Source organism: Shewanella sp. Choline-02u-19 (genome assembly GCF_002836205.1).
Classification (GTDB): Bacteria; Pseudomonadota; Gammaproteobacteria; order Enterobacterales; family Shewanellaceae; genus Shewanella.
Map to the genome: position 1 here is coordinate 2898933 of NZ_PJBE01000013.1, position 26463 is coordinate 2925395.

A 26463-nucleotide genomic window follows, 5' to 3' on the forward strand; every position below is an offset into this window, starting at 1 on the left:
GTACATATACCCATTGCACTTTGCCAATATTCCACCACCAGCCAAAAAATTGACTTAACTATTGTTTTTATTGATTATTTTGCATTGAAAATCATTTTAATAGACAATGTAGCAAAATGGTTATGGAGTGTTAAATAAATGAAGTATTGGCTGTTATCTAGTTGCATAGTACTGGGCTTGTCCGCTTGTGGTGGTTCTGAAGATTCAGACCCAATAGATAATGGCGGCGGTACGACTCCCCCGCCAACCGTGCTAGCTCCAGAGGTTGAGTTAGGTGACCCGATCACCGCTTGGAATGACAAACACCTGTCGGTGACTGCGGATGTGACCGTTCATGCAACGGGCAATGCTTCATTTGTTTGGTCGCAAACCGCTGGCCCAGAGATCCAACTGATCAATGGCGAAATTAATGGTGTGGTGCTTGATGCCAGCAATCTTAGCCAAGACGGCAAAATCACCTTATCACTCAGTGTGACAGACAGCAGTCATCAAACCACAATCGATACGGTCGATATTCTATTAAACGATAAAATTAGCGCTGCAATGCAAACAGGCGATGCCAGCATCTCGGTAGGGTTAGAGCCTGAAATCGTCAAGCGTGGTCTTGAGCATATTACGCACTATCGCCAAGAGGGTGCTGAGCTTTTGCAGAGCATTTATCTTAATGACGCGGTGCTGTATGACCAAGGTCGTCATTCACAGATGCTCCAACTCTCTGGTGCTGAACATGCTTATCCACAAACAAAAGCTTTCGCGTTGGTAACAGGTAATAAAGGCTTAACCTTTGCTGCCACTAGCGACAAAGCGGGCCAACGTAACGCCGCCTTCGGCACCGATATTATCTCGAGTTTGCAGCAAGGCAATAACGCCCAATTTGAGCCCAGCTTTAAACGTCTTTTAGGCTGGATGCTAGCTCAAGATCAAACCCAATTAGCCACCGCAAAACAGGTACGACTGTTTTTAATGAATGGCAGTACGGTTAACCGTATTACCGATTGGGTATCAAACCAATATCCCGATTGGCAAGTCAGTACCTGCAGTGACGAAGCCACACTGGGCAGCTGTTTAAGCGAGGCGCAATTAGTGATCAGCGGATCTGCGGAGCTATTCTCGATAGATACTGTAGCGCCACTCATCGCGCAGATCCAAAGCACGAAGCAACCTCTGCTGTATATGCACCTTCATAGCTGGAATAGTGTGCCGTTAACGCAAACGGTGTTAAACCCTATGGGATTCTCGATGCAGGGACCGGGTGGCCCTGGTAACTACTTTGCCCAAGATAAAGCGGATTGGTCGTCAGCCACTGCCATGCTGAAAGACCATAGTGCACTGCAAAGCGAGCAGCTTTGGTTAAGCTTATTTGATAGCGGTAATATCGACTTTACCCTAGCGAATTGCGCCAGCAGCTGCGATGACAACTTTAGTAACGATTACCAAAGTGCACTTAAGCAAATTAAGCAAAAAATTCAGGCCTTCGATAGCGCTAAGCAGGATATTTTTGGTCTGTCAGATCATAAGCTATATAAATTATTAACCCTATTAGGCGATGGTTATCGTCACTCTATTCAGTACCCGATGGATGTCAGTAGCACTGATAACTTAAATTACCTTAAAGCTTATTATGCAGACCATAGTGTTTATCATTTCAGAGAGTTCAATCTATTGCCTAATGACTTAGGCAATTTTAGTCGCACCGACTTTAGCCATATCACTGCCGTCGATATGAACGTCGCCATTAACAGTAAAAAAGGCTTCCGCTCCGCGGGCGTGTATGCGCTGCCAGGGCAAACCGTTAAGGTCACTCGTACTGATAACAGTAAGGTTCGCACCTGGGTATTTATCAATACTCAGCGCTCAGGTTCGACCCATGAATTTGCCGTTAATGGTTATAACCGCCCTAAATATCTGCAATCGAGTCGTATAGAAGTCAAAGCCGGCGAAACCATTAAACTCACTAGCCCCTATGGTGGTCCGCTACAGGTGCAGTTTGATCAAACTGACCTAGCGGTTACTTTGGCATTTGAGCACATTGGCCAACATCCCTATTGGCGTAAAGGCAAAAACAGCGAAAAGTTTATGCAGGACTTAGCCGCTGAACAATATGATTGGGCGGAGCTTGCAACGGAACATTTTGAAGTGCATTCACGCCTCGACAAGATGCAAAAAACCATGAGTCACGAGCCGCTGTGGGATACACCTGAAAAGATGGAAACCGCCATCATGACGCAGGTACACAACTACCCACATCTACTCGCAGGCTTTAAAGGGCCATTCATTGATGAAGTGGCAGAGATCAGCAATTTTGCCGCCAGCCAAGGCTGGGAGATTGATAGTATTGATACGGTGAAACACATGAATGCCGACCAACCCACCTGCGGCTCAGGTTGCTCAGGTAACCCCTATGATGCCAGTTGGTCGTTTAGTCCAACGGGACATGGTGATATTCATGAACTTGGCCATGGACTTGAAAAAGGACGTTTACGTTTTGATGGCCATGAAGGTCATGCATCCACTAACCCTTACTCTTACTACAGTAAGTCTCGCGCTTATACTGAGCTTGGCAAACTCCCCTCTTGCCAAGGTCTCAACATCGATGACGAGTTTGCGGTATTACAGGCAAGTGTTAATCAACCCGATCCATTCGTATACATGCAAGATGCCAAGCTCACTAGTTGGTCAAACGGCATGGCGACCATGTTACAAATGATGGTCGCAGCACAAAAGCATGCGGCGCTTGAAAATGGCTGGCACCTATTAGCAAGATTACACATATTACTCAGGGAATTTGAGCGCGCTAAAGGCTCAGATGAACTTTGGCAGCAAAAGCGCAGTCAACTTGGCTTTAGTCAATTTAGCCTCGAAGCGGCAAAAACGATCACTAATAATGATTTTTTGATGATCGCTATGAGCTATTCAACCAAACTCGACTATCGTGATATGTATCAAATGTGGGGACTGGCAACCACTCAGGCTGCTAAAGACCAACTGGCGCTGCTCGGTTATCCTATGATTGAGAAGCAAGTATATGTTTATGCACCAGGTGACTACTGCTTGAGCTTAGATCTGCAATCAATTCCAGTCGATGGCCAGCAAGCTTGGCCATTGTAGGTTGGGGAAGTTGCTAGATTTGAGAATGAGCTAAATTCTAGACTGTTGCCAGTGGCTTATTGGTTAAGCGCTGGCATGACGTTTACATAATCACTAATTTAGATTAAGTTTATAGTAGTAGTTATGAAGAGCCGAATGTCGTCATTATCGAGCTAATACAACGAGCTAATACTTTTAAGGAAAATACGCTATGGATGCCAACAAGCTGTTACTTATTATTCTTGCAATTTTATTACCGCCAGTTGCCGTATTTCTAAAAAATGGCGTAGGCAAAGACTTAGTGATCAATATCATTCTGTGTTTACTGTTCTTCATCCCTGGCGTGCTACACGCGCTGTGGGTTGTCACCAAATAGCGTCATTAATGATGCACTATTATGGTGCTCAGCGATGACGTTCAACGACGAATAGTATTAAGCTTTTTTATTGTCTGCAATAAGTTGCAACTTTACTATTTCAATCATCGCTTTTGCTGCAAAAGAGAGCGTCTGCTGTTTACGCCAAAATAGTGATAACTCCCAGCGGAGATCACGACTGGCCAGTGGCACGTTAACGACCGCATCGACTCGATAACGCTCAGCAATGATCTGTGGTAGCAACATCACTCCCGTCCCTGCCGCCACCAGCGCAATGCCAAAATCAGCATGACTGACCCGGGTTATTTCAGTCGGAGCAAAGCCCACTTTTTCGCAAGCACTTAACACAAATTCATAGAGTGTGTATTCACGCTCAAACATCACTTGGGCTTGATCGCGTAGATCGTTAAGCTGTAGCTGTTTTTTTGAAGCCAAAGGGTGGCTCTTTGGTACTACCACCACCATTGGCTCGTTGCGAATGCGTAGCCCGTCAAACTCATCGTCAAAATCAATGATCCCTGTCGCTAGCTCAATGTCATCTTTTTTGAGTGCGGCGGTTTGCTCGATGCCGCCGCGAACCAGCAACTGCATCTCTATTTTGGGGTAGTCTTGTCTAAATTTAGCGATTGCTGGTGCGAACAGCTCTGCGCTGCCCAATGGGGCTAAGCCTAATCTTAATGTGCCTCCCGTCAGATTACGCAAACCATCAAGCTCCGCCAGCATACGTTGCCGACCACTGAGAAGCTGCTCAGCATGACGGTAAACCACTTGCCCTGCGGCGGTAAGCTTAACTTGAGTGCCACGCTTGCCTCGTTCCAACAACACCATTTGCAACTCTTCTTCGAGCAACCTTATCGCCTTTGATAGTGCCGGTTGTGTCAAAAATACGGTTTTACTGGCCTTAGAAAAACCACCAGCGTTAACGACTTCAACAAAGTAGTACAGCGTTTTCAGATCCATTTAGATAACCAATAGTTATAGATTCCATTCATAATATTCATTTTTTCTATTCATTAAGCAAGCGTAAACTGACGTTATCGAAGTAAAGCGACCCCTATAGGAATCAACATGGCGGCGAAGGAAGGCTCAATGGCTCTATATATGCTCAGTAAACAAAGCCAGAAAATGCCGCTATTTTTGCAACGTTTTTTACAGATAGTGCTGTTTTGCGCTTTCGCTTGGGCCTGCCAAGTTATTGCCAAGGATATTAATTCCCCCTTACCTGGCAGCGTCATTGGGCTTGGAGTGTTACTCGCGCTACTGTCATTAAAATGGGTGCCAGAGCAAACGGTGAGTATGGGAGCGGCTTGGTTGATAGGTGATCTGCTGCTGTTTTTTATCCCTCCAGTCGTCGCGGTGATCAAGTATCAAGCGTTACTTGAACATTTTGGGATGGTATTAATCAGCTCCATGCTAGTGGCTAGCACCATCGTATTGCTCGGCACTGCCTTTACGGTTGACCGATTGTTTAAGTTCGAACGAAAGCATAGATTAAAGGTGCTATTAAGCCAAGGGGGCAACCAGTGACTCCATCACTCTGGGGAGTCTTCTGTTTTGTGCTAACGCTATTCGGTTACTACAGCAGTAAAGCACTCTATCGCCGTCATAAAAAAGTGTGGTTTGCGCCCATTGTTATCGCACCACTTATCATCTTATTTGTGGTCATTACCTTGAACATCCCGTTGGCGGACTATTTTAAATACACCCATTGGCTAGCTGCACTATTAGCCCCTGCAACGATTGCCTTTGCAGTGCCCATTTATCGTGAACGCGCATTGATAAAACAATACCCAATTACCTTAAGTGTCGGCGTGTTAGTTGGACTGCTCCTCGGTATTGGGTCCTCTTGGTTGGTTGGCTACTTCACATCAATGCCCGCTGAATTATCTAATAGCCTAATGGTGCGTTCGGTTTCAACACCTTTTGCCATTGTTGCAACCTCCTCCTTTGGCGGCGTACCTGAACTCACTGCGATGCTAGTGTTAATCACGGGAGTAATGGGAATGCTTATTTGTGAACCTTTGTTTAAAGTCGCTAAGATCCGTAGTTCCGTGGCAAAGGGAGTTGCGCTAGGGGCTTCCGCTCATGGTGCCGGCGCAGCAAAAGCCAGTGAGATAGGCAGACAAGAAGGCGTCATCGCCAGTTTAACCATGATTTTCACCGGTATTGCGATGGTGATTATGGCGCCTGCATTTGCTTACATCATCAATTAAACCGCTTTTCCATAGCAAGGTTTTGTGCCAATACTATTGAGCCTGCACGCAAAACCGTTCGAATAGTGACCTCCTCTTAATCAAGCCCAGTCTGAACTTGATGCCAAAGCCCTGAGTTATTCTCAAACTTCCATTAACGCATTGGTGTTTGTCATCAAATTAGGTAAAGTGTTTACCGCAATCACAAGCTTGCAGCGTTTTGGCAAAGAACATTACCTTCATCTCACCCAAAACCAACATAAAAATGCTTCTTAAATACGAAAGCAATAATAAATATAAATAATTAAAACAATTAAAGGAAAGTTATGAGCGAGTCAAAAGATGCTTACGCAGATAACGACCTACGGGAAGTAAAACAGCTGGGAATGTGGGCCTCGATTGCCAGCTTAAGTTATATATTTTGGATTGTCGGCGGCATGGAACTGGTCGAGCGTATTGCCTATTACGGCGTAAAAGCCAGTGCAGGCCTTTACGCTAAAGCACCAGTATCGAATGGCGGCCTAGGCATTAGCTTAAGTGACTACGGTATTATTATCGGTATCTGGGCGATGATGCAGACCTTCGTTCCAGTATTCACTGGCGGCATTTCAGACCGTGTTGGTTACAAAGAAACGATCTTCGCTTCAACGCTAATCAAGATCTCTGGCTACTTGGTGATGGCGTTTTTCCCGAGTTTCTATGGTTTCCTTTTTGGCGCCATTCTCCTGGCCGCTGGAACCGGGGTATTTAAGCCCGGTATTCAAGGCACACTCGTGCTCTCCACTGGGCGACAGAACACCTCGATGGCTTGGGGTATTTTCTACCAAGTCGTTAATATCGGTGGTTTCTTAGGACCGTTAGTTGCAGTGCATATGCGTCAACTCTCTTGGGACTATGTATTCTTTGCCTGCGCCGCGATTATTTCTTTTAACTTTCTATTTTTACTCGCCTATAAAGAGCCTGGTAAAGAGGAGCGTTTAGAGCGTAATCGTAAGATTAAATCTGGTGAAATTAAACAAGTAGCACTGTGGCGTGATGCGCTACACGAGCTGAAAAAGCCAATCGTAATCTACTACATGTTAGTGTTTGCAGGCTTTTGGTTCCTGTTTAACTCCTTGTTTGATGTATTACCTATTCACATTGCTGAATGGGTCGATACCAGTGTGATTGTGACCTCACTATTTGGTCCAGAAGGCACCACTAATGGGTTTTTCCAGTTCTGGCTTGGCCTAGATAATACCGGTACTAAGGTGATGCCTGAAGGCATGCTTAACCTTAACGCGGGTATGATCATGACCACCTGCTTCTTAGTGGCGGCGTTAACCGCAAAGTACCGGATCACCTCGGCGATGTTAGGCGGGTGTTTACTGAGTATTTTGGCCTTCGTTCTCGTTGGTGCTACCAATGCCGCTTGGATGATCGTATTCGCTATCGCGATGTTCTCCTTCGGCGAAATGATGATTAGCCCGAAGAAAAATGAGTTTATGGGCAACATTGCCCCTGAAGGCAAAAAAGCCATGTATCTTGGTTTTGTGATGCTGCCGCAAGGCATTGGTTGGACGCTTGAAGGTTTCTTTGGCCCTAAGCTCTATGAGATGTATGCCTCGAAAGAGATCTTCTCGCGGGAGTTATTGGTAGATCGTGGCATGAGTGCCAGTGATGTTAGTGCTATACCTCTGGGCGAGGCATTTTCAACCTTAGTCACTTATACTGGTGAGCCGGCGCAGCAGCTAACGACATTGCTTTATAACACCCATAACATCGGCATGGCGTGGTACATCATCGCCGCCATCGGGTCTATTTCAGCCATTGGTATTTATCTTTACGGTAAGTGGTTGTTTAAGCTTCAACAACGCTAACCCCGTTTCATAACGAAAAAAAGCTGACATACTTGTCAGCTTTTTTGTTATCTACAGCCGTAAAACGCGAACGGTTATGCGGCTTTTAAAACAGGTTTTGCATCAACAACCGTCTGTACGCTTGCTGAAAATCTGGCCTTACCGACTGGTAAAATCACGCGGTTATACTCTGCGTTAAGCACTTGAGCCATACCAAAGTAGATCGCGCTTAGACCACAGAAAATACCTTCAAAGCCTGCAATCGTGCCGATAAGTGCGTTGCCAGTAAAGTCACGCGCTGCTAATAAGAAGAATAATATCGTCAGTGAACCAAATACAATCTGTTTGGCCAGCGGGTAACGCATTGAACCGATAAACATAAAGCCAGTGAACGTGCCCCACAACGCTAAGTACCAACCCATAAATCCTGCTGGACTCGCCGCGAAGCCCATTTTAGGCATCACGATAAGCCCAACCAAGGTTAACCAGAACAAACCATAAGAGGTAAATGCCGTGGTACCAAAGGTGTCACCCCGTTTGAAACACATCATGCCTACGAGTACTTGCCCAATACCGCCATAAAATATGCCCATCGCTAGGATCATTGAATCCATCGGAAAGAAGCCTGCGTTGTGAATATTAAGCAAAATGGTGGTCATACCGAAGCCCACTAAGCCAAGTGGAGCAGGATTTGCCAAAGAATTTGTAAGCTGTGTAGACATTGAGTTCCCCTACAGGAAGTGATCAATTAGATGTGTAGCGGTTACGCTCTACCGCACTAGATTAACAATGGTTAATCTTAGCGCCGCGGATTTTAGTTAAAGCACACGCAGCAAGCAAATGAGTGGTGTTGATAATCACGATAAGAGAATGGTTCAAAAAATAGCGATTAAATATTATTATCAAACACTTAACCTAAAAAACTAAAGATTGTAATAACCACCATCCGCAACCAGCATCAAGATCACACTTCCTGCCATTACTTGCTGCTCCTCACGCTTATTCAGCATTATCACTTTAGCAATTGCTAAAACGGCTAAGCGATACTGTTGAATAATTGCACTCGGTCACAAACTCGGACATTGGTTCATTTTTATTAAAAATAACCAACCAACAGGGTCATTACACGCTAAACAAAAAAATAAACCCCAAAATCATCGCAAAAAAAGGGGAGCCCGAAGGCTCCCAAGAGGTTCAATGACTATGAGAAGCAGGGATCCCATAGCAGGTGAAACTTTTATAATTTTAAGTTAGTGAGCACCTCCCATATGCATCTTGTCGATACCATAAGTCTTACCTTCAGCGTGACACGTTGCACAAGATTCAACAGGGAGGTTAGCTGTAGCTGATGGAGCACCATCGACTATTGCACCATTGCTCTTAAAATGTGCCATCGCTGCAGCATCTGAGTGAGCGTGACAAGTACGACACGCCTCAGCTGTTGGGCTAATGAACTGAGTTGCACCACCATCAACTGCAATCGCGCGCTTACCTGATGCTAATCCACCATCGGCAGCGAACAAGTTCACACCGTCTTTATGACAAGCTGCACATTGAGTTGCTACCGCTGGGTAACCTTGAGTTTCCATATCAGCATCAAGATGGATTGCAGGGAAACCACGGTTGTCGTCCCATAAGCCACTATGGAAACGGTGAGCTACCGCAAAGAGGTCGCGAGTGTTGTAGTTTAGACCGTCAATCGCTTTAAAGATTGGATGGCCGTCGGCATCAACTTCGTCAGTTTTGTACTCTGGTTGTGGGTGATAAGAACCGCCCCAAGTATCATTATGACAACCAACACATTGGTCAAAACGTTCATTACCGTAATGCTTAGCGATACCTAGCGATGTATGACAAGTATTACACTTGGCTTCATCGGCAGTAACACGTAGCGGGTCACTTAAGCGAGAAATTATTGCACCGCTACCATCAGCATTGGCAAGGTTCCAATACGTTGGAGCCATAGTAATTGCAACATATCCAACATCGTATTGTGCCTCACCGTTTGCATCTAGACATTCAATTAACATGCCTTTTGAGTCAGTACAAACTGAGAAACGCGGAGTAATCGCAATGCTCTTACCATCGAGGTCATAGTTGTCTACTTGGGTAACAACTAACTTGCCACCTGCTGCGACGGTACCATTTAGATTGACTGATGCACTGCCGTAATAAGTACCGTCAGCATTTACCCAACCGGTCTTCATTTCGTCGTACTTAGTAAACTTAGTAAACTCGAAGCCATCGGCAACGGCTACACCATTAACAGTCACATCAAATGTCACTATGATTTTATCTTGTATTTCATTACGCGCTGGAATTACTGCGCCATCCCAACCTTCACTCTCAGGAATCGCGACGGTTTCAACATCTTCTGCATAGGTGACTTGCGAAACGGCTATCTCAATTGAATCTGTCGCCATTGCACGAACGCCAACGTTATGCGCTTGCATAGGACTTAAGCTACCTGAACCATGACAACCTGAACAGGCGGCATCACTCTCTGGCACAATACCTAAGTGACCGTCACCGGTGGTGAAGTCAATATCAGCATGACAAGACACGCAAGCTTCAGCATAAACATTGTCGTTCCACTGAGTACCGTTGTCATGACAAGTGGTACATTCGTTTAGCTCTGACGGGAAGCCAATCTCACCAAACTCCTCTTCAGCTTCGCCTGTTAATGGAACAAAACTCTTATGCCCACTATGTAACGTATGGATCATTGCATTCCAGTTTGCATTCCAGCCTTTCTCTGGATCTGCTTCACCACCAGCATAAGCCGGATTATGACAAGCAACGCAATTTTCTACTTTTTGATAGTTGTGGTGAGCACCGATATTATCAATACGGATGTCAGTAACGGCGTAACCAACTTTGCTACTATGACACTTGATACAAGCGGCATTAGAGACTGAATCTTTTACTGATACCGCGAGCTCACCCGTTGCAGGAATAAAATCGACAGGCGTAGACAGTAGTTTGTCAGAGATGCCGGCCCCTGAGCTATCAGAGACATTATAGGTACGCACCATAACGCGGAATAGGTTATTAGCATCGCCTTCGGCGAGTACGACTGGCGCATTACCATCATGCTCCCACGTTCCGGTATAAGTGCCAGGGTTAGCTTCATCTTCAACCAAAGTACAGGCATCTACTTCTGCGCCACCGCGAGCCGTTGCTTTACCCGTTAGCGTACAATACATACTTGAGCCAAACTCGTTAGCCAGTGCATTGTTTTGCCACAATACCGGTGCGCCAGTATCAGTGGTGTTAGCAGCCTGGTTCATTACATATAGCGCAACTTTTTCTAGCCCAGTAAAGGGAACCGCTTCGCCTTTGCTGTTTTTACCTGTTGCGGTAAATTTAATAGTGAAGGCGTCAGTACCCACGACTACGATATCTGCTGGTGCTACTGTAAGTACGAAATCAGCGGCACTACTAACGGTATCAACCGTTATGCCTGCTGGTGTGCCTGGGGTACCAGGAGTGCCCGGTGCGCCTGGTGCACCGTCTTGGCCATCATCACCATCTCCACAACCAGTCAAGCCGATGGCAGCTATCAATGCCATCGCCAATAAAGACTTCTTATGTGTTCTCATCATCTTATCCCTTTATAGGTATTATTTTGCTGCATACGCAGTAAATCAAATATAAAAGAAACCGACTATTTCGACACCAATTTGTATCAAAGATGTGACTAAAAATTAAAGATTCAGTTAATGGAATTTCAATTACTGAAATTGGTAATACCAGTAATTGAAATTAGAGGCGGGAAATAAATTAATTAGATTGGAGTAAACCCTGTACCAACTCAACGACCAATGTTCTTCTCTCTTGCGTATACCTTCTATTTTTAAGTTCTTTTTCAATAAGATAGTATTTTGGAGATAACATATCGCCATGCAACAGCGCGACTTGTTCACGAGGTAAAGCTTCGGTTCTTAAAGACGGAATGTGATTACACTCATCAGCTTCTACCGCAGGCAGGAAAGCTAAGCTTCCCATCGTCATCAAATGACAAAACCATGCCTCACGACTCGTGACTTTTTCAACACTTTCAAGCTCTATTTGCGCATTACGACAATACATTTCCAGCGGATCAATCTTGTCATTAAACCCTTTACTTTCTAGGTATAAAAATGGATGGATCGCAATATGTTCTAAGGTAATATTTGGAATGTTTTGCCAGATAGGGTGTTGTTCTTTAGCGGCTAAATAAACACTTTCAAGTGTGCCTAATAATTCGTATTCAAGTTCAGTGGTGTGCGAAATATCAAATCCAATACCAAAATCAAGCTCGCCATTATGAATAGATTCAGCAGAATTGGCTTCCCAACTTTGCAGGCGGATCTTACCAATAACCTCTTGCTGGGCATGACTGCTAATGGCTATCGCTAAACTCCTCATAATGCCTTGGGTAACAGCAATGTTTAGCGTTGAAGTAAGTTCTGATTCAGTTTCGTCAAATGCGACCTGTTCAATATGCGTCACAGCATGATAAAAATCACAAATAGGATCATATAACAGTTCAGCCAAGGGCGTAGGTTTTAGCCCCTGCAGTCTACGGTAGAATAGTTCGTCATTGAACGTTGTGCGTAACAACGTAAGGCAACGGCTAATTTTTGGAGCAGACACTTGTAACTCAATTGCCGTCGAGTTCGCATGGCCATTCTCGTAAAGAGTCTTAAACACGATAAGACAAAAAACATCTAATTCAGACAACTTTTTCAGTGATTCATTAAGCATTATTTTTAGTCATTATTTGAATACTTAGCTATAGATATAGCATACTCTTGCATCTCAAATAGTGATCATTGCTAATAGCTGCAACATAATAATCAAATATAGGGTACACATCATACCGATCCGCAACAATGTGACGGTGGAATTTCGATAGCGACTGAATAACATACTATCAAAAAGCGCTATTGAGGCTATTCAGATACTTCTTCTGCGGTTAATAATCGGCTCTGTCCTGGCACTAAATTGGAATCGAGTACAATGTTGCCCACGGATATTCGATGTAGACCCACTACGGGGTTACGAAAACGGCCAAACATACGCTTTATTTGGTGATAACGCCCCTCCATCAGACTCACTAATGCAGTATATTCATCAATAATTTCAAGCTTAGCTGGCAAGGTAGTAATATCTTCAAATTCAAAGTACATTCCCGCTGCAAACGCGTTAATGTAGGACACATCAAGTGGGTTCTCTAGTGTCACCCGATACAGTTTGGCCACTTTATGCTCTGGTGACATTAACCGCTTTGACCAGCGACCATCGTTAGTTAATAGCAGTAATCCTGATGTATTAAGATCTAAACGGCCGACAATATGCAGACTATGTTTATCTTTTTGAGTCAGTAGATCGATCACCGTTTTATGCTTATCGTCAACAGTGGCACTGACCACCCCTATCGGTTTATGCAGCATCACATAGCTTGGTGTGTTGGCTTGTAATACTTCGCCCTCTAGACAAACATGAGAGAATTCATCGATGATTTGATCAATATCTCGTGCGACTTTACCATCAACTTCAACTAATCCTTTAGCCAGTAGTAGTCGAACATGTTTGCGATTAATGGAGGTTTTTACACTAATAAATCGATCTAGGCGTGCTCGTTTAGATTCCACCTTTTTCCCCCTACCCGTCAACCGGGACAATCTTATAAGCGCAGCGACGTGCCCCCTCAATAATATGCTCTTCACGGCTAACACTGGCGTCATCTTTTAGCAGCGACTGAAACAGTTGCAGTTCTGAGCGGCAAAAATTGAGGCATGAGGCAGCTGCTGCACATATTGGACAGTGATTTTCAAGCAGCCAATAAACATCATCACTCACTTCAACGCTGGCCATATAACCCTCTTCCGTTCGCAATCTAGCCAGTACGGCTAACTTGGCGGATAGATCTGTCGCGTCAGTTAATGCCGCTTGATATAGCGTAAAAGACGCCTCTTCACGATGGGCGATGAGCTGCTCTAAACCTTGATCACCAAAAATAGTTTTCACTGAATCAATTAATTGCACCGTGAGCTCTTCATGGCGATCTGAAAAGTGGCTGTTGCTTTTAGGCGTCAGGGACCAGTAACGAGTCGGTCTGCCACGAGTCGCTTTTCTATCTGCAAAAATCACATCGCTACTGTGTTCTAGACTTTGTAGATGTTGACGCACGCCCATAGTGGTCAATTCAAGTTCTGTTGCGATGACTTTGGCTGTCAGCTCGCCTTGGGTCTTTAACATCTGCAATATTTTGTCACTGGTTTTCATATATACCCATTCTACTTGAAGGTGCTCGTTTCAGAGGCGGTATTCTGTATACACCTCTATAACGCTTAAGGCACATTATTACTGAATCCATACTTAAGTAAACTTTTATCTTTACTTTATTATGTAAAGATATTACTTTACATAAAAATTAATAAACAAAAAGGTTTACTTAAATGGAATTAGTGATTGTTAGCGGCAGCCAACGTAAGGACTCGCAAAGTGCAAAAGTTGCCCAATACTTAATGCAACAAATGCTACCGACGCATAATGTAAAACACATTGAGCTTTGTCAGTATCAGTTGCCATTTTGGGACGGTGAGCCCGAGAGCAAAAATGTTGACGGTAGTCGCTGGCCTTTTATCTCTCAACAAATTAAACGCGCAGATGCACTTGTTTTAATAACACCAGAATGGGGCGGTATGGCCTCACCGCTCATTAAGAATTTCTTGTTGATGTGTGATAAGCAAGAGACAGCCCATAAACCGGCGTTATTAGTGTCGGTGGTGAGTGGCATTAGCGGTGCATACCCGATTGCGGAGTTGAGGATGAATGCATTAAAGAACAATAAACTGGTGGCGACACCTGACCATCTGATTATTCGTCAGGTTGAAGAGGTGCTCAACCAAGAAGAACCCATGAGCGAGCGCGATCAGCACTTACGTGAGCGTATCAATTACTGCTTACACATGTTGTTGCAATACAGTGAAGCATTAACAACAATTCGTGTTAACCATGAAGCCATGCCCTACCCTAAACAACAGGAGTACAGTTATGGCATGTAAAAACTTAATCACTAAACAGGCTGCAAGGAGCAAATTATGATGCATTTAGAACACTTAAATTTGGTGGTAAAAGACATCCCGACCACTCTGGCTTTTTACCAAGCTATTTTTCCCCATTGGAAGACACGTGGCGGTGGGGTGAGTCAGTGGCATGGGGTTGATCGCAACTGGATCCATTTTGGCGATGATTATCAATATCTGACGTTTAATGATGATGGTGTCGACAATAATCGCGATCTGAGTGGCCATCAAGTCGGCTTGGCTCATTTTGCTTTTGTCGTCGATGATATAGACGCTGTAATAACGCGCCTAGCGGCGATAGGCCATCCTGTCGATAAAGCGGGTGCAGAGGACCCTTATCGACGCAATGTATACTACATTGACCCAGACGGTTACGAGGTTGAGTTTGTTCAATACCTTAGCGATATTCCCAGTGAACGTAACCGTTATTGATCGTTATAATGATTAACCGTTATAACCGTGAATCATCGCACTGGCGAGTCACATTAGTGCTGCAAATTTAGTGGTACGTCTTTAATGATGACTTGCGTGAACGTGATCAACTCATTTTTCTGACCCACGAATCTGGTACTACTCGCAGTGCCCAATGCAACAGTGCCCAAGGCCATGTAGGGACAAAACTATTGGCTTTTTCAGCCTCTATCGCTTTGACCATTGCACGGCACCCAACGTCAGTATCGACGATAAAGGGGACCTTTTCGACCTGGTCGTTAATTTCACTTCGAATAAAACCAGGATGAATACAACTCACACTAATTGGGGTGTTCATCACATCAATGCGGATCCCTTCGGTCAACGAGGTCACAGCCGCCTTTGTGGCCGCATACACTGTCATCGCTCGCCTGAAGCCTCGAACTGCACTAACCGATGATATAGTGACTAAGTGACCCGCATTTTGCTTTCTAAAAATCTGCATCGCAGCTTCTGCTTGTGCCAGTAAACCAATAAAATTAGTCTCTGCCGTTTGCTTGTTAGCTTCAAAATGACCAGTACCGATTGAGGCACCTTTGCCCATACCTGCATTAATAATGATCCGGTCAATGCTGCCCAACTCTTGATTAAATTCATCAAACACATCGAATACTTGTTGATGCTCGGTTACATCTAAAGATTTAATAGAGACACGGATATTAGGATTGAGCACTTCAAGCTCACACTTTAGGGCTTCTAACCTATCGATACGCCGTGCGCACAGCGCTAGATCTCGTCCCATCTTGGCAAACTCTAATGCCATTCCACGACCAAGCCCTGAACTCGCGCCCGTGATAAGGATAGTTTTTCTTATTTTCATATCATCTAGCAACTTTGCAGCAATTTTTAGCTAAGCTACTGTTGAATGGATAAAATGTAAACAGTTGTTTTAACTTTGAATGACTACAGAAATGCCTCAAAATCATCACTAACCCAGCCAAATAGCCAGTATGAAAAACAACAGGTAGAAAGAGAATCCAATGATAAAGGTTATATTAAATGGGTCTTTCTCTTTGTACTTGCGACGGTGAAAATAGCTAACGGGTGTTAGAGGGTAGCGGGTTTTGCCAAAGCTAAAAATACGGATCAGTAATGCCCCGGTGAGACAAAATACAAATGACAACACATAATCCCACAGCACCCAAAACACCAACTCCATAGCAAATACAAACATAGCCTCTCCTTAGCGAGTTAGCGGCAATACCTTTGCCTTTAGCGAGTAATTAACGATTGCTTTTTTCGTTAACACAGCAGTGAAAATTGGCGTTTATCTCAACGTTCAACTAGGTTAACGAACCGTTAAAAATAAGTCATGTTAAACATTGTTAACAGGAGAAACCGCAGAATTTACGCCAGCTAATTCTTGAAATTATGTGAATTTAGTAATTGCAGTCGTGGTGCTTTTGAAACAAATCAGTTAGTTAATATTGAGTATATTGAATTGCGCTGTATAAACGGACTTTAAGCGCTATTCGTTATGAAGAAAACCGTGTGTTCATGGGGTTTTCGTCTACAGTTGTTCAAAATGGAGTGAAAGAAAACGGAGTACTTCAGATGATCTCTTACCACCATACGTTAGCGCTAATAGACAATCATTCAGCTACGCAATTCGCCCTAAATAAAGCCCTACAGCTCGCCTGTAAAACTAAAGCGAAAGTCACCATATTGAAAGTCGATAGACCCTATAATAACTTTCTCAGCCGCTTAGGTTTGATCCCCAACAATGCGCTGGACCCAATGCTATTTGTCAATAAACTAATGAGTAAATACCAACGTCAGGGAGTCGAAATAGACGTTAAAGTGATCAAGAATGTCAAAGACCATCAGGCTATTCTCAATGAAACAAACGCCAGTGATTATGACTTAGTGGTTATGAATAATCAGCACCACAATACCATTATCAACGAACTTATCCCCAGTTGCGAAGCGCATCTGTTACGCGAAAGCAATTTGCCTATTTTAATTGTTGGCAATAAATGTTGGCAACGACAGGGGCACATTTTAACTGCGCTAGAAACGGCGGGATCGACGATTGCCCATAAAGAACTTAATCAACATTTGTTAGATGATACACAGCAACTAGCAGACTTACTGGAAAATGACATCCACCTGCTTAACTGTTATCAACTGAAAAACTGGAGTATGTCAGTCAATAAAGATCATGGCTTATTTACTGATGAGGAGCAAAGGAGTCATCACTGGGATCACCTAATCGATTCGGCTAAAGAGTATCATTTGCGAGATGATCATCTGCATCTTGAGCAAGGGCTGCCGGACCATATTATTCCCGAAATTGCACATAAGTGTAATGCAAATCTGTTAGTGATTGGCGCAGGTGAACATCATGGCTTTATTAACGACCTAAAAGGACACACTTCATCGGTGATCATTGACCAATTAAAGTGTGACATCCTTGCCATTAAGCCAACGCAGCACTAATTACTCTAACGTATCAGCGCAAACACCTACGATTATAAATAACCTGTATTGACGCTTTGATGATCTAGCTGGCGTCTCTTTCACTTTGGTTTTCAATAACGATGTCTGAGCCCGCTTGCGCCCAAAAATCGACCCTAAATTGGGTTTCTTCGGTTAATAACTCTACTTTATGCCAATATTGCGGTGGCGAAATAGCGGTCTGGCCGACCTCAATAACAATCTCTTGTTCCACCTCTGCTCGCCTATCTTTAAAACCATAAAACTTCAGCGTGCCACTTAATACATGAATTTGCCCATACACGCCTGCTTTAGTGTTATGCAGATGCAAAAACATCTTTGGCACAGTGTCTTTATCAAACAATGGTGTTGATTTATAATTTACAAAATCTGTTGGTATCGTTGCCATAATCTCTTTTAACCCCTTTATCATTGCCAAACCTTGCTTCAATATAGCTTGATTAAGCCTGAGTTAATCAACTAAATGCAAACTTAAGGGTATAATAGCCAATTAGCGCCTTAAGCATTATCTTCGCATTAAACTAATGAGCCCAAATGAAATCTGAATACAGCTATACCACTCAATATACTTTAGATAAAAGCCACTTTAGCGAGTGCTTTGATGAGTCAGTTGTCATTGATACCTCAATACGCGCTCATAAAAAGGCCATCATCTTTATACTTATTGGCATTGTATTACTGCTGACTGGGATCAATGCTTATGCTTCGTGGTTTTTAATCGTACTCGGCGTATTAGAAGCATTAAACATACGTTACAAAAAACCTTGGTGGCTTATGCGTCAAATGGTCAGTAAAGCGGCCAGCAATGAAGTGACACTAACAATCGACGAACAAGGGATCTCTAATGACTCGTTTTATGTCAAAGGAAGTATTCTTTGGCAAGATGTTGTGTCTATTTCTGAATCAGAACAAGGCTTTTTAATCAAACAAGCTAACACCGTTAATTACTTATCCAAACGTAGCCTAGATGAAGAGGCCATTGCATTTGTCTGCAGTAAGATGAATAACGTTTAAAAGCGATCGTTGAGCCCTAGTACCGTTTTGACGATGCTAGGCTGCCACATCGTTCAGCCAAAAATATTAACTACGTCTAGGTAATTGAATAAGCTCTTAAAATTCATGCTAACGTAAGTTGCAGACATCAATAAGCACATCCCTCCACTAAGAGGTTAACGTCTTTAAATTCAGCTAAAAAATCGAGCTAGGCTCTATGCATGTACCGATAACTGCATTCATAAACCCTTTTTATTCAGTGCTCTAATTAGAATGCGTCAAATTTATCCCATTCTGCGTCAGTCGTTGCAGATTTAGCGGGAGCTCAAATCTGACTAGCCTGTTGATGACTTTATGACCTGTATCACTTTGCAACAAATCCACTCATCCCCATGATGCGATTAACGATTAGTGATACTCTATATTCTCTTTTGTTAATTTTGTAATCATAAGTCGATATCAATCTATGCATTATCTATTGGCGCTAATCCTAAGCATTAGCTTTTTTGCAACTTCTGCGCACGCTAGTAATAACGATGCTTGCAGCAACGACACCGACTGTATTGAAGTTGGTCGTTGGGATATAGGTATTGCACTCGGTTACGGCGTTAAATCAAACCCGCTTAAAGATTTTGATGATATCCCTCTCTATGCCGCACCAACCATTGCCTACTATGGTGACAGTTGGTTTTTTGATAACGGCAGTATTGGTTACACTATTACTGAAGGTGAAAATTATACCGTCAACGTAGTGAGCACGTTTAGTACCGACCGCGCTTTCTTCTATCGCTGGGATCCCTCTAATATTTTCCTTCTCAAAAGTAGCAGTGTTGAGCGAGCGACAACGCCTGCAGGTATCTCAACCATGAGAACCAAGGCAGAGCCAGAGATCGATACTAATGAACTCGAAAATAGAAACTTTACATATCTTGGCGGAGTAGAAGCGTTTCTTTACACTAGAATTGGTATAGTCAAAGCCTCTGTTACACATGATCTTTTTAATGTGCATAATGGAACAGAAGCGCAGTTAAAATGGTTGTACAATATTCCACTTGATAGTTGGAATTTTGAGTTCGCAGCTGTGTTAGACTGGAAAAGCGAACAAGTCGTTGATTATTACTATGGTATTAGACCGAGTGAGAGCCTCTATTGGAGCGAGAAGTACCAAGCGGAGTCAGCTTTGAATCAAAGTATCGAATTCACAGGACAATATGTGTTAACTGAAAATTGGAATATTTTGCTGGTAGCACGTTATACCGACCTTGCCGATGAAATTGTTGATAGCCCTCTGCTCGACAAAGATTATACGACTACCTATTTTGTAGGCGCAGCGTATAGGTTTTAACGCCAGTGTTATCAATAGCAAAAAAATCATGGTTGTGGTTCCTTTTTTACTCGGCGTTCAGTGGCTACGCTGTCGCTGAAGAGCTTGAACCTCTTACTGCCAGTCTGAGCTTATCCCCCACCATTTGTATTACCAGTGAAGATGAAGAAACTTGTAATACTGAAGTTGTACTGACGTGGGAGCTGTTAAAAAATCGCTCAATATGCATCATATCTGACTACAAAGAACTTAAGAAGTGGTGCAATAGTTCACCTGCCGTTAACTCTTTAGCGATCAATGTCAGTGCAGACAAAGATATTCAGTTTGTCATGATAGACAAAGATACCCACGAGACTCTTGCGGGTGTAAAATTAAAAGTTACTCAAGCTTCTTCGCCTCAAGTAAGGCGTCGTTACCGCAACCCATGGAGTTTATTTTAATGACCAACTCTCAATCTACGCATAGAGTCCTACTCGTAGAAGATGACATTCGTCTGGCCAACTTGATCGTAGACTACTTAAAATCGCATGGAATGCACGTTGAAGTGGAGCGTCGCGGGGATACCGTATTAACCCGACTAATCAACTATAAACCTGACATCATTTTGCTGGACATTATGCTACCAGGCATGGACGGTTTAACGCTGTGTGAGAAGCTACCTGATTATTTTGCCGGGCCGATCTTATTAATGAGCGCATTGAGCTCAAATGAAGATCAAATTAAAGGCTTAGAGCTAGGGGCTGATGACTACGTAGTTAAGCCTGTCGACCCAGCGTTACTCGTTGCAAGAATTAATAACTTACTACGTCGTCAAGCAAAGCCACCACAAGTTGAGTCTCATTGTCTAAGCTTTGGTAAGTTAAGTATCGATCCTCACACTCAAGCCATTCGTCTGGGTCAAATAGAAGTTGACCTTACTAGCCATGAGTTTGAACTATTATGGTTACTTGCTTCTCAAGCAGGACAAGTCATGAGCCGCCAGTATATTTATCAATATTTACTGAATATCGACTTTGACGGTAAAGATAGAAAAATTGATGTGCGTATTTCGCGCTTGAGAAAGAAACTTGGTGATAATATTGAAACACCTTTCAGAATTAAAACAGTTTGGGGACAGGGATATCTATTCGCACCAGAAGCCTGGAATAACTAATCTTCAAGCTAGTCTAAAATGAAGCGTCTATTTTTAAGCTTATATTTACTGTTAAGCCTTGGCTTTCTCGGTATAGGTTGGACACTCGATAGTTTTTGGAAACAGAATGCCGATCAAGAGGGTGCACTCGATGCACCTTTAATCGCTTTGGCGCAGGTATTAACAAAATTACCCGCGCTGCAGCGACAAGAGATGCTCAACAGCATTAACAGCAATCCTGACTTTCCGTTAGCACTGCTCGATGCCGACCAAGTCGCGTTCTCAGAAGAACAGATGGTACAGAGCCACGCAGTTATCGCTACGCCGTATGATATCAATCATGAACTTCAATTCGTTGCTGTAGGCGAACAAATCTTAATGGCTGGCCCCATTGCACTTGATCCTGATGCTAGCTTGCGTGGCCTTTATAATGTCTTCTTTTATCTCTCATTAGCGTTTGTCACGCTCATTTGGGTGTGGCCACTCTCTAAAGATTTAAAAACACTGCGTAACGCGACAAAAGAGTTTGGCCAAGCAAAGTGGAATACCCGTATCAAACTCGCTAAACGCTCACAAGTGTTGCCATTAGCCACCACCTTTAATGATATGGCGGCGCACATTAGTGCACTCATCGAAAATCAAAAACACCTTTCAAATGCCGTCTCTCATGAGATAAGAACCCCACTAGCTCGGCTCAAATTCGCCCTGGCATTGATCCCACAATATTGTTTGCCAGAGTCTGATGAGCAGCGGCGCCAAGCATTTTTGGATGAGATGTTACTCGATATAAAAGAGATGGAAGACTTGCTGCAAGAACTGTTGACCTATGCCAGTTTAGAGACACAACGAGAAGGACTACAATTTGAACTCTGCGACTTAAACAGCTTAACAAAGCAAACCATTAAACGGTTGCAGTCGCACCACTCAACCCCTATTGAGTTAATTGAGCCTCAACAGATAGTACAACTGAAGGCCGATCCGTCGTTAATTGAACGGGCACTTCAGAACTTAATCACCAACGCTCAACGTTTCGGTGTCGAAAAGATCACTGTCGAAATTAGCCGTAAAGGTAAACAGATATGTCTCAGTGTGACGGATGATGGCGAAGGGATATTAGCGCAGGACCAGCTGAAAATTTTCGAACCCTTTTATCGCAGTGATACCCGTTGTAATGGTAATAAAGGCCATGGTTTAGGCTTGGCAATCATCAAGCGGATCATGGAGCGTCATCAAGGGGATGTATCGCTAAAAAGTCACCCCGGCTTTACCCAATTCACCTTAACTTGGCATCACCCATAATTGAGCTGCTAAAGCGTTTAATAGTGTTAATGGTAACGCGTTTAGTCTAATTTAAAATCACTCACATCGAGTGAGTCTGGCGCTTGATCCTTAAAATCTAAACTCGGATTGACTGTGGCTCTTTCTTCGATAAGTTGCGCCTTCTTTGCTTTTAGTATCGCAAGCTGACGACGGCGTTTACGCTGCTTACACAGCCTGATGACATCAAATTTTTGCACATCAGAAAACTCGAGCCACTTGAAACGTTCGTCTCGATTACGTAAACACCCTTTGCAATATCCCCTCGCATCACTTTGGCAAATACCGATGCATGGGCTGGGGATCTCAAAAAACTCTAACTGCTCCATACTCTAAACATATACTATGTAAGAGGTAATACCAATTTCATTAACTATGCTATCGATTCAAAACAGCAGAAGACAGCATACTTAATGACGTTGAATTAGCGTAACGTTGAGCACGCTCATTGAAGTTATTGTCTTCATATCAGCGAGTGAACCAAAAGAATAATGGGGCTTAACGCCTTAAATTAAAGAGGCTAAATAATGAATACACTAAAACGAACCTTATTAATTTGCTTGCTATCACTACCGCTACTTTCCCTACTCGGGTGCAGTTCCCCTCCAAAGAATGATTACGACCTTGATTACAACTTCTCTCCGCTAAAGACATTTTCACAAGTAGAGCCAGCGCAAACAACCGATCCGCTCAGTGCAGCAAGAATTCAGCAATCTATTGCAGCTGCGCTTATCGCTCAAGGATTTATCCAACAGGATGAAGCTGCTGATTTTTTGGTGACTTATGGTTTTAGAGTCGATGATAAACCCAAAGATTCAGGCTTTTCTATTGGACTCGGTGCAGGCTCATGGGGTAGCTCTAGCGGCGCATCAATCGGCACCAGTGTTGATGTTCCCGTGGGGAGTGATACCGCAAAAATCCAGACCATACAGATTGATGTGTTGGATCCACAAACACAAAAACTCATTTGGCGCGGCAGTGACAAATTTACTTTTGATGATGGCGGCGAAGAAAAGGCGCAAGAGACCAACGCGACTGTCAGCAAAATATTAGCGCTATTTCCACCGCAGAAAAAGCCATAACATCAAATTGAAGATATTAAAAAAGGACGCATAGCGTCCTTTTTTGTTCCCAATATTATTCGGGATTAGTGTGCGTGTGCAGCACTTGCTTCTGCAGCAGGTGCATCCGCTTTTTGGATATCCAACAATTCAACTTCAAATACTAAAGTAGAGTTAGCAGGAATAGTGGCTGTATCGCGATCACCATAAGCTAGTTCTGAAGGGATAACGAACTTAAACTTAGAACCCACAGACATTAGCTGTACGCCTTCAGTCCAACCAGGAATAACACGGTTCAATGGGAACGTTGCAGGCTCGCCACGAGCTACTGAGCTGTCGAACTCAGTACCATCAGTTAATGTACCAACATAATGAACTTTAACAGTGTCAGCAGCAACAGGCTTCTCACCAGTACCTTCGGTTAATACTTCGTACTGTAAGCCAGACTCGGTCGTTACAACACCCTCTTTTGCTTTGTTTGTTTCAAGGTATGCGGTGCTGCTAGCCAAGCTTTTCTCTGCTAATGCTGCCGCTTGTGTTTGGCGCTTTTCATTTAGCTTTTCATCAAGGGTTTGCAATACTGTTTGCATCTCTTCTTGCGTTAGCTTTAGCTCGCTGTTCAAGCCTTCGCTGAAACCAGTCACGACTAGGTCCCTGTCTACAGTTAAACCTAGTTCCTCTTGTTCCTTGATATGGCCAGCCATATAAGTACCAATTGACGCGCCAACGCTGTAGGCTTCTTTTTGCGCATCAGTTTTCAATTCTACCGGCGCAGCAACTGCTTCTTGTGCTTGATTACAAGCACTAAGACCAACAACGGCCAAAGCCACTAGTGAATATTTATAAATAGATTTCATTTAAAGCTTCCTCAGCATCTACACGTGGTTACTATAACCTTTACTTTTATTAAGCGAACCACTTTATACTAGTTAAATAGGTTATTCCAATCTGATTAGATAAAAACGACGTCACCGTGATTTAGCCACTTTTCCAATACAGATTAATATATTACATACATTGCCTGTCACTAGCCTGAACGACTATTGCACTTGTATGAACAAAGATTCACTTAAAAGACAACACAGAATAGAGCAAGTTCAAAGCTGAATGATGACATTGGTTAATAAACCACTTATTAACTTCTTTTTCGCTTACTGTTTACTGACAATCCACCTAACATGTTGGACAAGTTGTTAATACGACTATCCCCAAATATACGGAGCCGTTGTATACTCTGCTTCAACTAACGATAATCAACAGTAAGTGCAATGAGCATTTGCCCATCCATCAGAGGTAAACGTGGATAATATAGAACACAGAATTGAAGAGTTAGAGATGAAATTGGCATTCCAAGACGGCACCATCGAGGAGCTCAATCAACAACTCATCAAGCTAAATGATGTGGTTGCAATACAGCAGGAGCAGTTACGTTTATTACTCAATAAATTACAATCAGCTGAACCGAGTAATATGGCATCCCAAGCAGACGAAACACCACCGCCACACTTCTAGTGACAAATGGATAACGACAACGACTAGATTAACAGCTTAAATTCTTGCTATATTTAAACGGTAATAGTCGTTATGCATTCATGTTACGTTCAGATTCGATATGTTAAAAGTGCGCTGCTATAAATGAAACTTTGTAAATATATATACATTCTCTTATCAGATTGATTTTATCATTTATACTGCATTTTAGTGCTCGGTCCATTCTCCAGAGCAAACAAGGAAGCCAATGCAAATAGCACACTATATCGAGACGTTAGCATGAGACGTTTATTCTTACTGACAACCATGATGCTAAGTCTAAGTGGATGTGCATTTAACAGCGTATTCATTAACTACCCTTCTCAGATAGCCCCCGTAAAAGCGCAGCTCAATTCTGCAATGCCTCAGCAAGCGGCAAAGATTGTGGAATCAGAAGTGACCAGTGCCGATGGCTTACTGTACGCACAAGAAGCTGGACGCTCGGCACAAATAGCGGGCGATTTTGAAGGCAGTAAAACATTCTATCAACAAGCGGCCAATGCTTATCGAGTGTTTGATGATAAGGCTAAGCTCAGCTTAAGCGATGCGGGAGCCACCGCCACCAGCCTCTTTATTAATGACAACGTGATCCCCTACCGAGGTCCGGGTTATGAGCGAGTCATGCTCCACCAGTATCAAGCGCTTAACTATCTATTCAGTGGTGACGCTGAAGGTGCATTAGTGGAAGTTCGTCGCAGTAACGAGCTGCAAAGTTCAGAGCAAGCACGCTATCAAAAGTCCAACAAGTCAGTGCAAGCAATGGCTAATGGCACCATAGACGCCGAAGTCAATAAACTCGGTAAAGCAGCGGGAAGTACCACTAGCTCATTTTTAAATGCCTATAGCTACTACACCACTGGTATGTTGCATGAGATCTTAGGTGAACCTAATGACGCTTATATCGACTACCGTAAAGCAGCGCAAATATCGCCAAACAACCCATACTTACAAAAAGATTTAGTCAGACTCGCTAAGCAATTGTCGATGCCACAGTACGACGAGTTTAAAAAACGCTGGGGCGACGCCATATCGCAAAAAAAGGAAGAAGGACAAGTTATCGTGATGTTGGAGCGTGGCTTTGTACCTGAAAAGAAAAGCCTAACCGTGCCTTTTACGATACATGGTAACTGGCAAACCGCTTCACTCGCCACCTACTTCCCAACGAAGCAAACGGTAAGAGCGGGTCGTATACAAGGTCTGGGAACCGTTCTAGTTGCAGCGCCTATTGCCAATATTGATGCATTAGCGATTACAGCACTAAAAGAAGACTTACCTGCCGCACTGATAAGACAAGCCGCACGAGTTTATGCAAAATCAGAGATGGCACAAAGCGTAGAAAGCAGTAGCAAACGACGCAACAATCAAACGGATTATGCTTCAATTGCAATGCAAATATTTAACGTCGTCACCGAGCAAGCCGACAGACGTAGCTGGCTAACCTTGCCAGAACAAGCACAAATTGCCCGCACTTACATAAAGGCAGGTAACTACTCCGTTAAGCTCGATAATGCAGCACCGAGCTCTATTGAGGTAAAAAGTGGCCGAACCACACTCATTTGGGTCATTGATACTGGCAATTACACCCGTTTTTATTCAATAATAATTTAGC

27 protein-coding genes are annotated in these 26463 nt (G+C 43.4%); 16 read left to right on the top strand and 11 right to left on the bottom strand.

The features are described from left to right. Window positions 1–138 precede the first annotated feature (138 nt). On the top strand, window positions 139–3108 hold the full coding sequence (locus tag CXF83_RS19280; RefSeq protein ID WP_101091796.1) for an ImpA family metalloprotease: 2970 nt from the start codon (window positions 139–141) through the stop codon (window positions 3106–3108). Between the two features lie 190 nt (window positions 3109–3298). Further along, the gene (locus CXF83_RS19285) at window positions 3299–3463 is read left to right on the top strand and encodes a YqaE/Pmp3 family membrane protein (RefSeq protein WP_101091795.1); all 165 of its coding nucleotides are present in this window, start codon (window positions 3299–3301) and stop codon (window positions 3461–3463) included. A gap of 57 nt (window positions 3464–3520) precedes the next feature. On the opposite strand, the gene CXF83_RS19290 is transcribed toward CXF83_RS19285, so the two are convergent. Next, window positions 3521–4423, bottom strand: a complete 903-nt coding sequence (locus tag CXF83_RS19290; RefSeq protein WP_101091794.1) for a LysR family transcriptional regulator — start codon at window positions 4421–4423, stop codon at window positions 3521–3523. Window positions 4424–4564: 141 nt separating this feature from the next. Between CXF83_RS19290 and CXF83_RS19295 the strand changes: the two genes are divergently transcribed. The 3 genes from CXF83_RS19295 (at window position 4565) to CXF83_RS19305 (ending at window position 7514) form a co-directional block, all read left to right on the top strand. Next, entirely contained in the window at window positions 4565–4990 is a 426-nt protein-coding gene (locus CXF83_RS19295; RefSeq protein ID WP_101091810.1) for a CidA/LrgA family protein, read from the top strand. Continuing rightward, window positions 4987–5676, top strand: coding sequence for an LrgB family protein (locus tag CXF83_RS19300; RefSeq protein ID WP_101091793.1), 690 nt, complete (start codon window positions 4987–4989; stop codon window positions 5674–5676). The genes CXF83_RS19295 and CXF83_RS19300 overlap by 4 nt, the downstream gene beginning before the upstream one ends. Window positions 5677–5981: 305 nt before the next feature. Beyond that, complete coding sequence (locus CXF83_RS19305; RefSeq protein WP_101091792.1) at window positions 5982–7514, top strand: MFS transporter; 1533 nt, start codon at window positions 5982–5984, stop codon at window positions 7512–7514. Between the two features lie 74 nt (window positions 7515–7588). Here the strand turns inward: CXF83_RS19305 and CXF83_RS19310 are convergent, their stop codons facing one another. From CXF83_RS19310 to CXF83_RS19330, 5 genes are all read right to left on the bottom strand, one after another. After that, window positions 7589–8215 carry an acetate uptake transporter gene (locus CXF83_RS19310; protein WP_101091791.1) on the bottom strand — a complete coding sequence of 209 codons (627 nt, stop codon included), beginning with the start codon at window positions 8213–8215 and terminating at the stop codon, window positions 7589–7591. Window positions 8216–8743: 528 nt separating this feature from the next. Further along, entirely contained in the window at window positions 8744–11098 is a 2355-nt protein-coding gene (locus CXF83_RS19315) for an OmcA/MtrC family decaheme c-type cytochrome (RefSeq protein ID WP_232775155.1), read from the bottom strand. 178 nt (window positions 11099–11276) lie between these two features. Beyond that, complete coding sequence (locus tag CXF83_RS19320; RefSeq protein ID WP_101091789.1) at window positions 11277–12242, bottom strand: LysR family transcriptional regulator; 966 nt, start codon at window positions 12240–12242, stop codon at window positions 11277–11279. 188 nt (window positions 12243–12430) lie between these two features. Next, window positions 12431–13132, bottom strand: a complete 702-nt coding sequence (locus tag CXF83_RS19325; RefSeq protein ID WP_101091788.1) for a pseudouridine synthase — start codon at window positions 13130–13132, stop codon at window positions 12431–12433. Between the two features lie 10 nt (window positions 13133–13142). Beyond that, window positions 13143–13766, bottom strand: a complete 624-nt coding sequence (locus CXF83_RS19330) for a helix-turn-helix transcriptional regulator (RefSeq protein WP_101091787.1) — start codon at window positions 13764–13766, stop codon at window positions 13143–13145. Window positions 13767–13939: 173 nt separating this feature from the next. Between CXF83_RS19330 and CXF83_RS19335 the strand changes: the two genes are divergently transcribed. Together CXF83_RS19335 and CXF83_RS19340 are read left to right on the top strand one after the other, a co-directional pair. Continuing rightward, entirely contained in the window at window positions 13940–14548 is a 609-nt protein-coding gene (locus tag CXF83_RS19335; protein ID WP_101091786.1) for an NAD(P)H-dependent oxidoreductase, read from the top strand. Between the two features lie 36 nt (window positions 14549–14584). Further along, window positions 14585–15001, top strand: a complete 417-nt coding sequence (locus tag CXF83_RS19340) for a VOC family protein (protein WP_101091785.1) — start codon at window positions 14585–14587, stop codon at window positions 14999–15001. Window positions 15002–15107: 106 nt separating this feature from the next. Here CXF83_RS19340 and CXF83_RS19345 read toward each other — a convergent pair whose 3' ends face one another. Both CXF83_RS19345 and CXF83_RS19350 read right to left on the bottom strand, forming a co-directional pair. Next, a complete protein-coding gene (locus CXF83_RS19345; protein WP_101091784.1) occupies window positions 15108–15860 on the bottom strand; it encodes an SDR family oxidoreductase in 753 nt (250 codons plus the stop codon). Window positions 15861–15968: 108 nt separating this feature from the next. After that, window positions 15969–16214, bottom strand: coding sequence for a hypothetical protein (locus CXF83_RS19350; protein WP_101091783.1), 246 nt, complete (start codon window positions 16212–16214; stop codon window positions 15969–15971). Window positions 16215–16594: 380 nt separating this feature from the next. Here CXF83_RS19350 and CXF83_RS19355 point away from each other — a divergent pair, with 380 nt between their 5' ends. After that, window positions 16595–17479, top strand: a complete 885-nt coding sequence (locus tag CXF83_RS19355) for a universal stress protein (protein WP_101091782.1) — start codon at window positions 16595–16597, stop codon at window positions 17477–17479. Window positions 17480–17543: 64 nt separating this feature from the next. Here CXF83_RS19355 and CXF83_RS19360 read toward each other — a convergent pair whose 3' ends face one another. Further along, entirely contained in the window at window positions 17544–17885 is a 342-nt protein-coding gene (locus CXF83_RS19360; RefSeq protein WP_101091809.1) for a DUF1971 domain-containing protein, read from the bottom strand. A 146-nt stretch (window positions 17886–18031) separates the two neighbouring features. Between CXF83_RS19360 and CXF83_RS19365 the strand changes: the two genes are divergently transcribed. The 5 genes from CXF83_RS19365 (at window position 18032) to CXF83_RS19385 (ending at window position 22245) form a co-directional block, all read left to right on the top strand. After that, the gene (locus CXF83_RS19365) at window positions 18032–18511 is read left to right on the top strand and encodes a YcxB family protein (protein WP_101091781.1); all 480 of its coding nucleotides are present in this window, start codon (window positions 18032–18034) and stop codon (window positions 18509–18511) included. A 445-nt stretch (window positions 18512–18956) separates the two neighbouring features. After that, the gene (locus tag CXF83_RS19370) at window positions 18957–19835 is read left to right on the top strand and encodes a MipA/OmpV family protein (RefSeq protein WP_101091780.1); all 879 of its coding nucleotides are present in this window, start codon (window positions 18957–18959) and stop codon (window positions 19833–19835) included. A 5-nt stretch (window positions 19836–19840) separates the two neighbouring features. Further along, the gene (locus CXF83_RS19375; RefSeq protein ID WP_308303103.1) at window positions 19841–20254 is read left to right on the top strand and encodes a DUF3019 domain-containing protein; all 414 of its coding nucleotides are present in this window, start codon (window positions 19841–19843) and stop codon (window positions 20252–20254) included. Next, a complete protein-coding gene (locus CXF83_RS19380) occupies window positions 20254–20967 on the top strand; it encodes a response regulator (protein WP_101091779.1) in 714 nt (237 codons plus the stop codon). Before CXF83_RS19375 ends, CXF83_RS19380 begins: the two co-directional genes overlap by 1 nt. Before the next feature lie 18 nt (window positions 20968–20985). Continuing rightward, window positions 20986–22245, top strand: coding sequence for a sensor histidine kinase (locus CXF83_RS19385; RefSeq protein ID WP_101091778.1), 1260 nt, complete (start codon window positions 20986–20988; stop codon window positions 22243–22245). A 41-nt stretch (window positions 22246–22286) separates the two neighbouring features. Here CXF83_RS19385 and CXF83_RS19390 read toward each other — a convergent pair whose 3' ends face one another. Next, entirely contained in the window at window positions 22287–22592 is a 306-nt protein-coding gene (locus CXF83_RS19390; RefSeq protein ID WP_101091777.1) for a DUF1289 domain-containing protein, read from the bottom strand. Window positions 22593–22790: 198 nt separating this feature from the next. On the opposite strand from CXF83_RS19390, the gene CXF83_RS19395 reads away from it, so the two are divergent. Beyond that, the gene (locus tag CXF83_RS19395; protein WP_101091776.1) at window positions 22791–23345 is read left to right on the top strand and encodes a DUF4136 domain-containing protein; all 555 of its coding nucleotides are present in this window, start codon (window positions 22791–22793) and stop codon (window positions 23343–23345) included. A gap of 65 nt (window positions 23346–23410) precedes the next feature. On the opposite strand, the gene fkpA is transcribed toward CXF83_RS19395, so the two are convergent. Then, complete coding sequence (fkpA, locus tag CXF83_RS19400) at window positions 23411–24181, bottom strand: FKBP-type peptidyl-prolyl cis-trans isomerase (RefSeq protein WP_101091775.1); 771 nt, start codon at window positions 24179–24181, stop codon at window positions 23411–23413. Window positions 24182–24623: 442 nt separating this feature from the next. Here fkpA and CXF83_RS19405 point away from each other — a divergent pair, with 442 nt between their 5' ends. Both CXF83_RS19405 and CXF83_RS19410 read left to right on the top strand, forming a co-directional pair. Then, complete coding sequence (locus tag CXF83_RS19405; protein WP_101091774.1) at window positions 24624–24836, top strand: SlyX family protein; 213 nt, start codon at window positions 24624–24626, stop codon at window positions 24834–24836. A gap of 258 nt (window positions 24837–25094) precedes the next feature. Next, complete coding sequence (locus CXF83_RS19410) at window positions 25095–26462, top strand: COG3014 family protein (RefSeq protein ID WP_101091773.1); 1368 nt, start codon at window positions 25095–25097, stop codon at window positions 26460–26462. Window position 26463 lies beyond the last annotated feature (1 nt).

What these genes read in the sequence shown, in the direction of transcription:
- CXF83_RS19295 (WP_101091810.1), top strand. Translation starts at nt 4,565, where the DNA reads ATGCTCAGTAAACAAAGCCAGAAAATGCCGCTATTTTTGCAACGTTTT.
- CXF83_RS19335 (WP_101091786.1), top strand. Translation starts at nt 13,940, where the DNA reads ATGGAATTAGTGATTGTTAGCGGCAGCCAACGTAAGGACTCGCAAAGT.
- CXF83_RS19280 (WP_101091796.1), top strand. Translation starts at nt 139, where the DNA reads ATGAAGTATTGGCTGTTATCTAGTTGCATAGTACTGGGCTTGTCCGCT.
- CXF83_RS19390 (WP_101091777.1), bottom strand. Translation starts at nt 22,592, where the DNA reads ATGGAGCAGTTAGAGTTTTTTGAGATCCCCAGCCCATGCATCGGTATT.
- CXF83_RS19380 (WP_101091779.1), top strand. Translation starts at nt 20,254, where the DNA reads ATGACCAACTCTCAATCTACGCATAGAGTCCTACTCGTAGAAGATGAC.
- CXF83_RS19340 (WP_101091785.1), top strand. Translation starts at nt 14,585, where the DNA reads ATGATGCATTTAGAACACTTAAATTTGGTGGTAAAAGACATCCCGACC.
- CXF83_RS19385 (WP_101091778.1), top strand. Translation starts at nt 20,986, where the DNA reads ATGAAGCGTCTATTTTTAAGCTTATATTTACTGTTAAGCCTTGGCTTT.
- CXF83_RS19350 (WP_101091783.1), bottom strand. Translation starts at nt 16,214, where the DNA reads ATGTTTGTATTTGCTATGGAGTTGGTGTTTTGGGTGCTGTGGGATTAT.
- CXF83_RS19330 (WP_101091787.1), bottom strand. Translation starts at nt 13,766, where the DNA reads ATGAAAACCAGTGACAAAATATTGCAGATGTTAAAGACCCAAGGCGAG.
- CXF83_RS19410 (WP_101091773.1), top strand. Translation starts at nt 25,095, where the DNA reads ATGAGACGTTTATTCTTACTGACAACCATGATGCTAAGTCTAAGTGGA.
- CXF83_RS19365 (WP_101091781.1), top strand. Translation starts at nt 18,032, where the DNA reads ATGAAATCTGAATACAGCTATACCACTCAATATACTTTAGATAAAAGC.
- CXF83_RS19395 (WP_101091776.1), top strand. Translation starts at nt 22,791, where the DNA reads ATGAATACACTAAAACGAACCTTATTAATTTGCTTGCTATCACTACCG.
- CXF83_RS19315 (WP_232775155.1), bottom strand. Translation starts at nt 11,098, where the DNA reads ATGATGAGAACACATAAGAAGTCTTTATTGGCGATGGCATTGATAGCT.
- CXF83_RS19290 (WP_101091794.1), bottom strand. Translation starts at nt 4,423, where the DNA reads ATGGATCTGAAAACGCTGTACTACTTTGTTGAAGTCGTTAACGCTGGT.
- CXF83_RS19285 (WP_101091795.1), top strand. Translation starts at nt 3,299, where the DNA reads ATGGATGCCAACAAGCTGTTACTTATTATTCTTGCAATTTTATTACCG.
- CXF83_RS19360 (WP_101091809.1), bottom strand. Translation starts at nt 17,885, where the DNA reads ATGGCAACGATACCAACAGATTTTGTAAATTATAAATCAACACCATTG.
- CXF83_RS19310 (WP_101091791.1), bottom strand. Translation starts at nt 8,215, where the DNA reads ATGTCTACACAGCTTACAAATTCTTTGGCAAATCCTGCTCCACTTGGC.
- fkpA (WP_101091775.1), bottom strand. Translation starts at nt 24,181, where the DNA reads ATGAAATCTATTTATAAATATTCACTAGTGGCTTTGGCCGTTGTTGGT.
- CXF83_RS19320 (WP_101091789.1), bottom strand. Translation starts at nt 12,242, where the DNA reads ATGCTTAATGAATCACTGAAAAAGTTGTCTGAATTAGATGTTTTTTGT.
- CXF83_RS19370 (WP_101091780.1), top strand. Translation starts at nt 18,957, where the DNA reads ATGCATTATCTATTGGCGCTAATCCTAAGCATTAGCTTTTTTGCAACT.
- CXF83_RS19305 (WP_101091792.1), top strand. Translation starts at nt 5,982, where the DNA reads ATGAGCGAGTCAAAAGATGCTTACGCAGATAACGACCTACGGGAAGTA.
- CXF83_RS19345 (WP_101091784.1), bottom strand. Translation starts at nt 15,860, where the DNA reads ATGAAAATAAGAAAAACTATCCTTATCACGGGCGCGAGTTCAGGGCTT.
- CXF83_RS19355 (WP_101091782.1), top strand. Translation starts at nt 16,595, where the DNA reads ATGATCTCTTACCACCATACGTTAGCGCTAATAGACAATCATTCAGCT.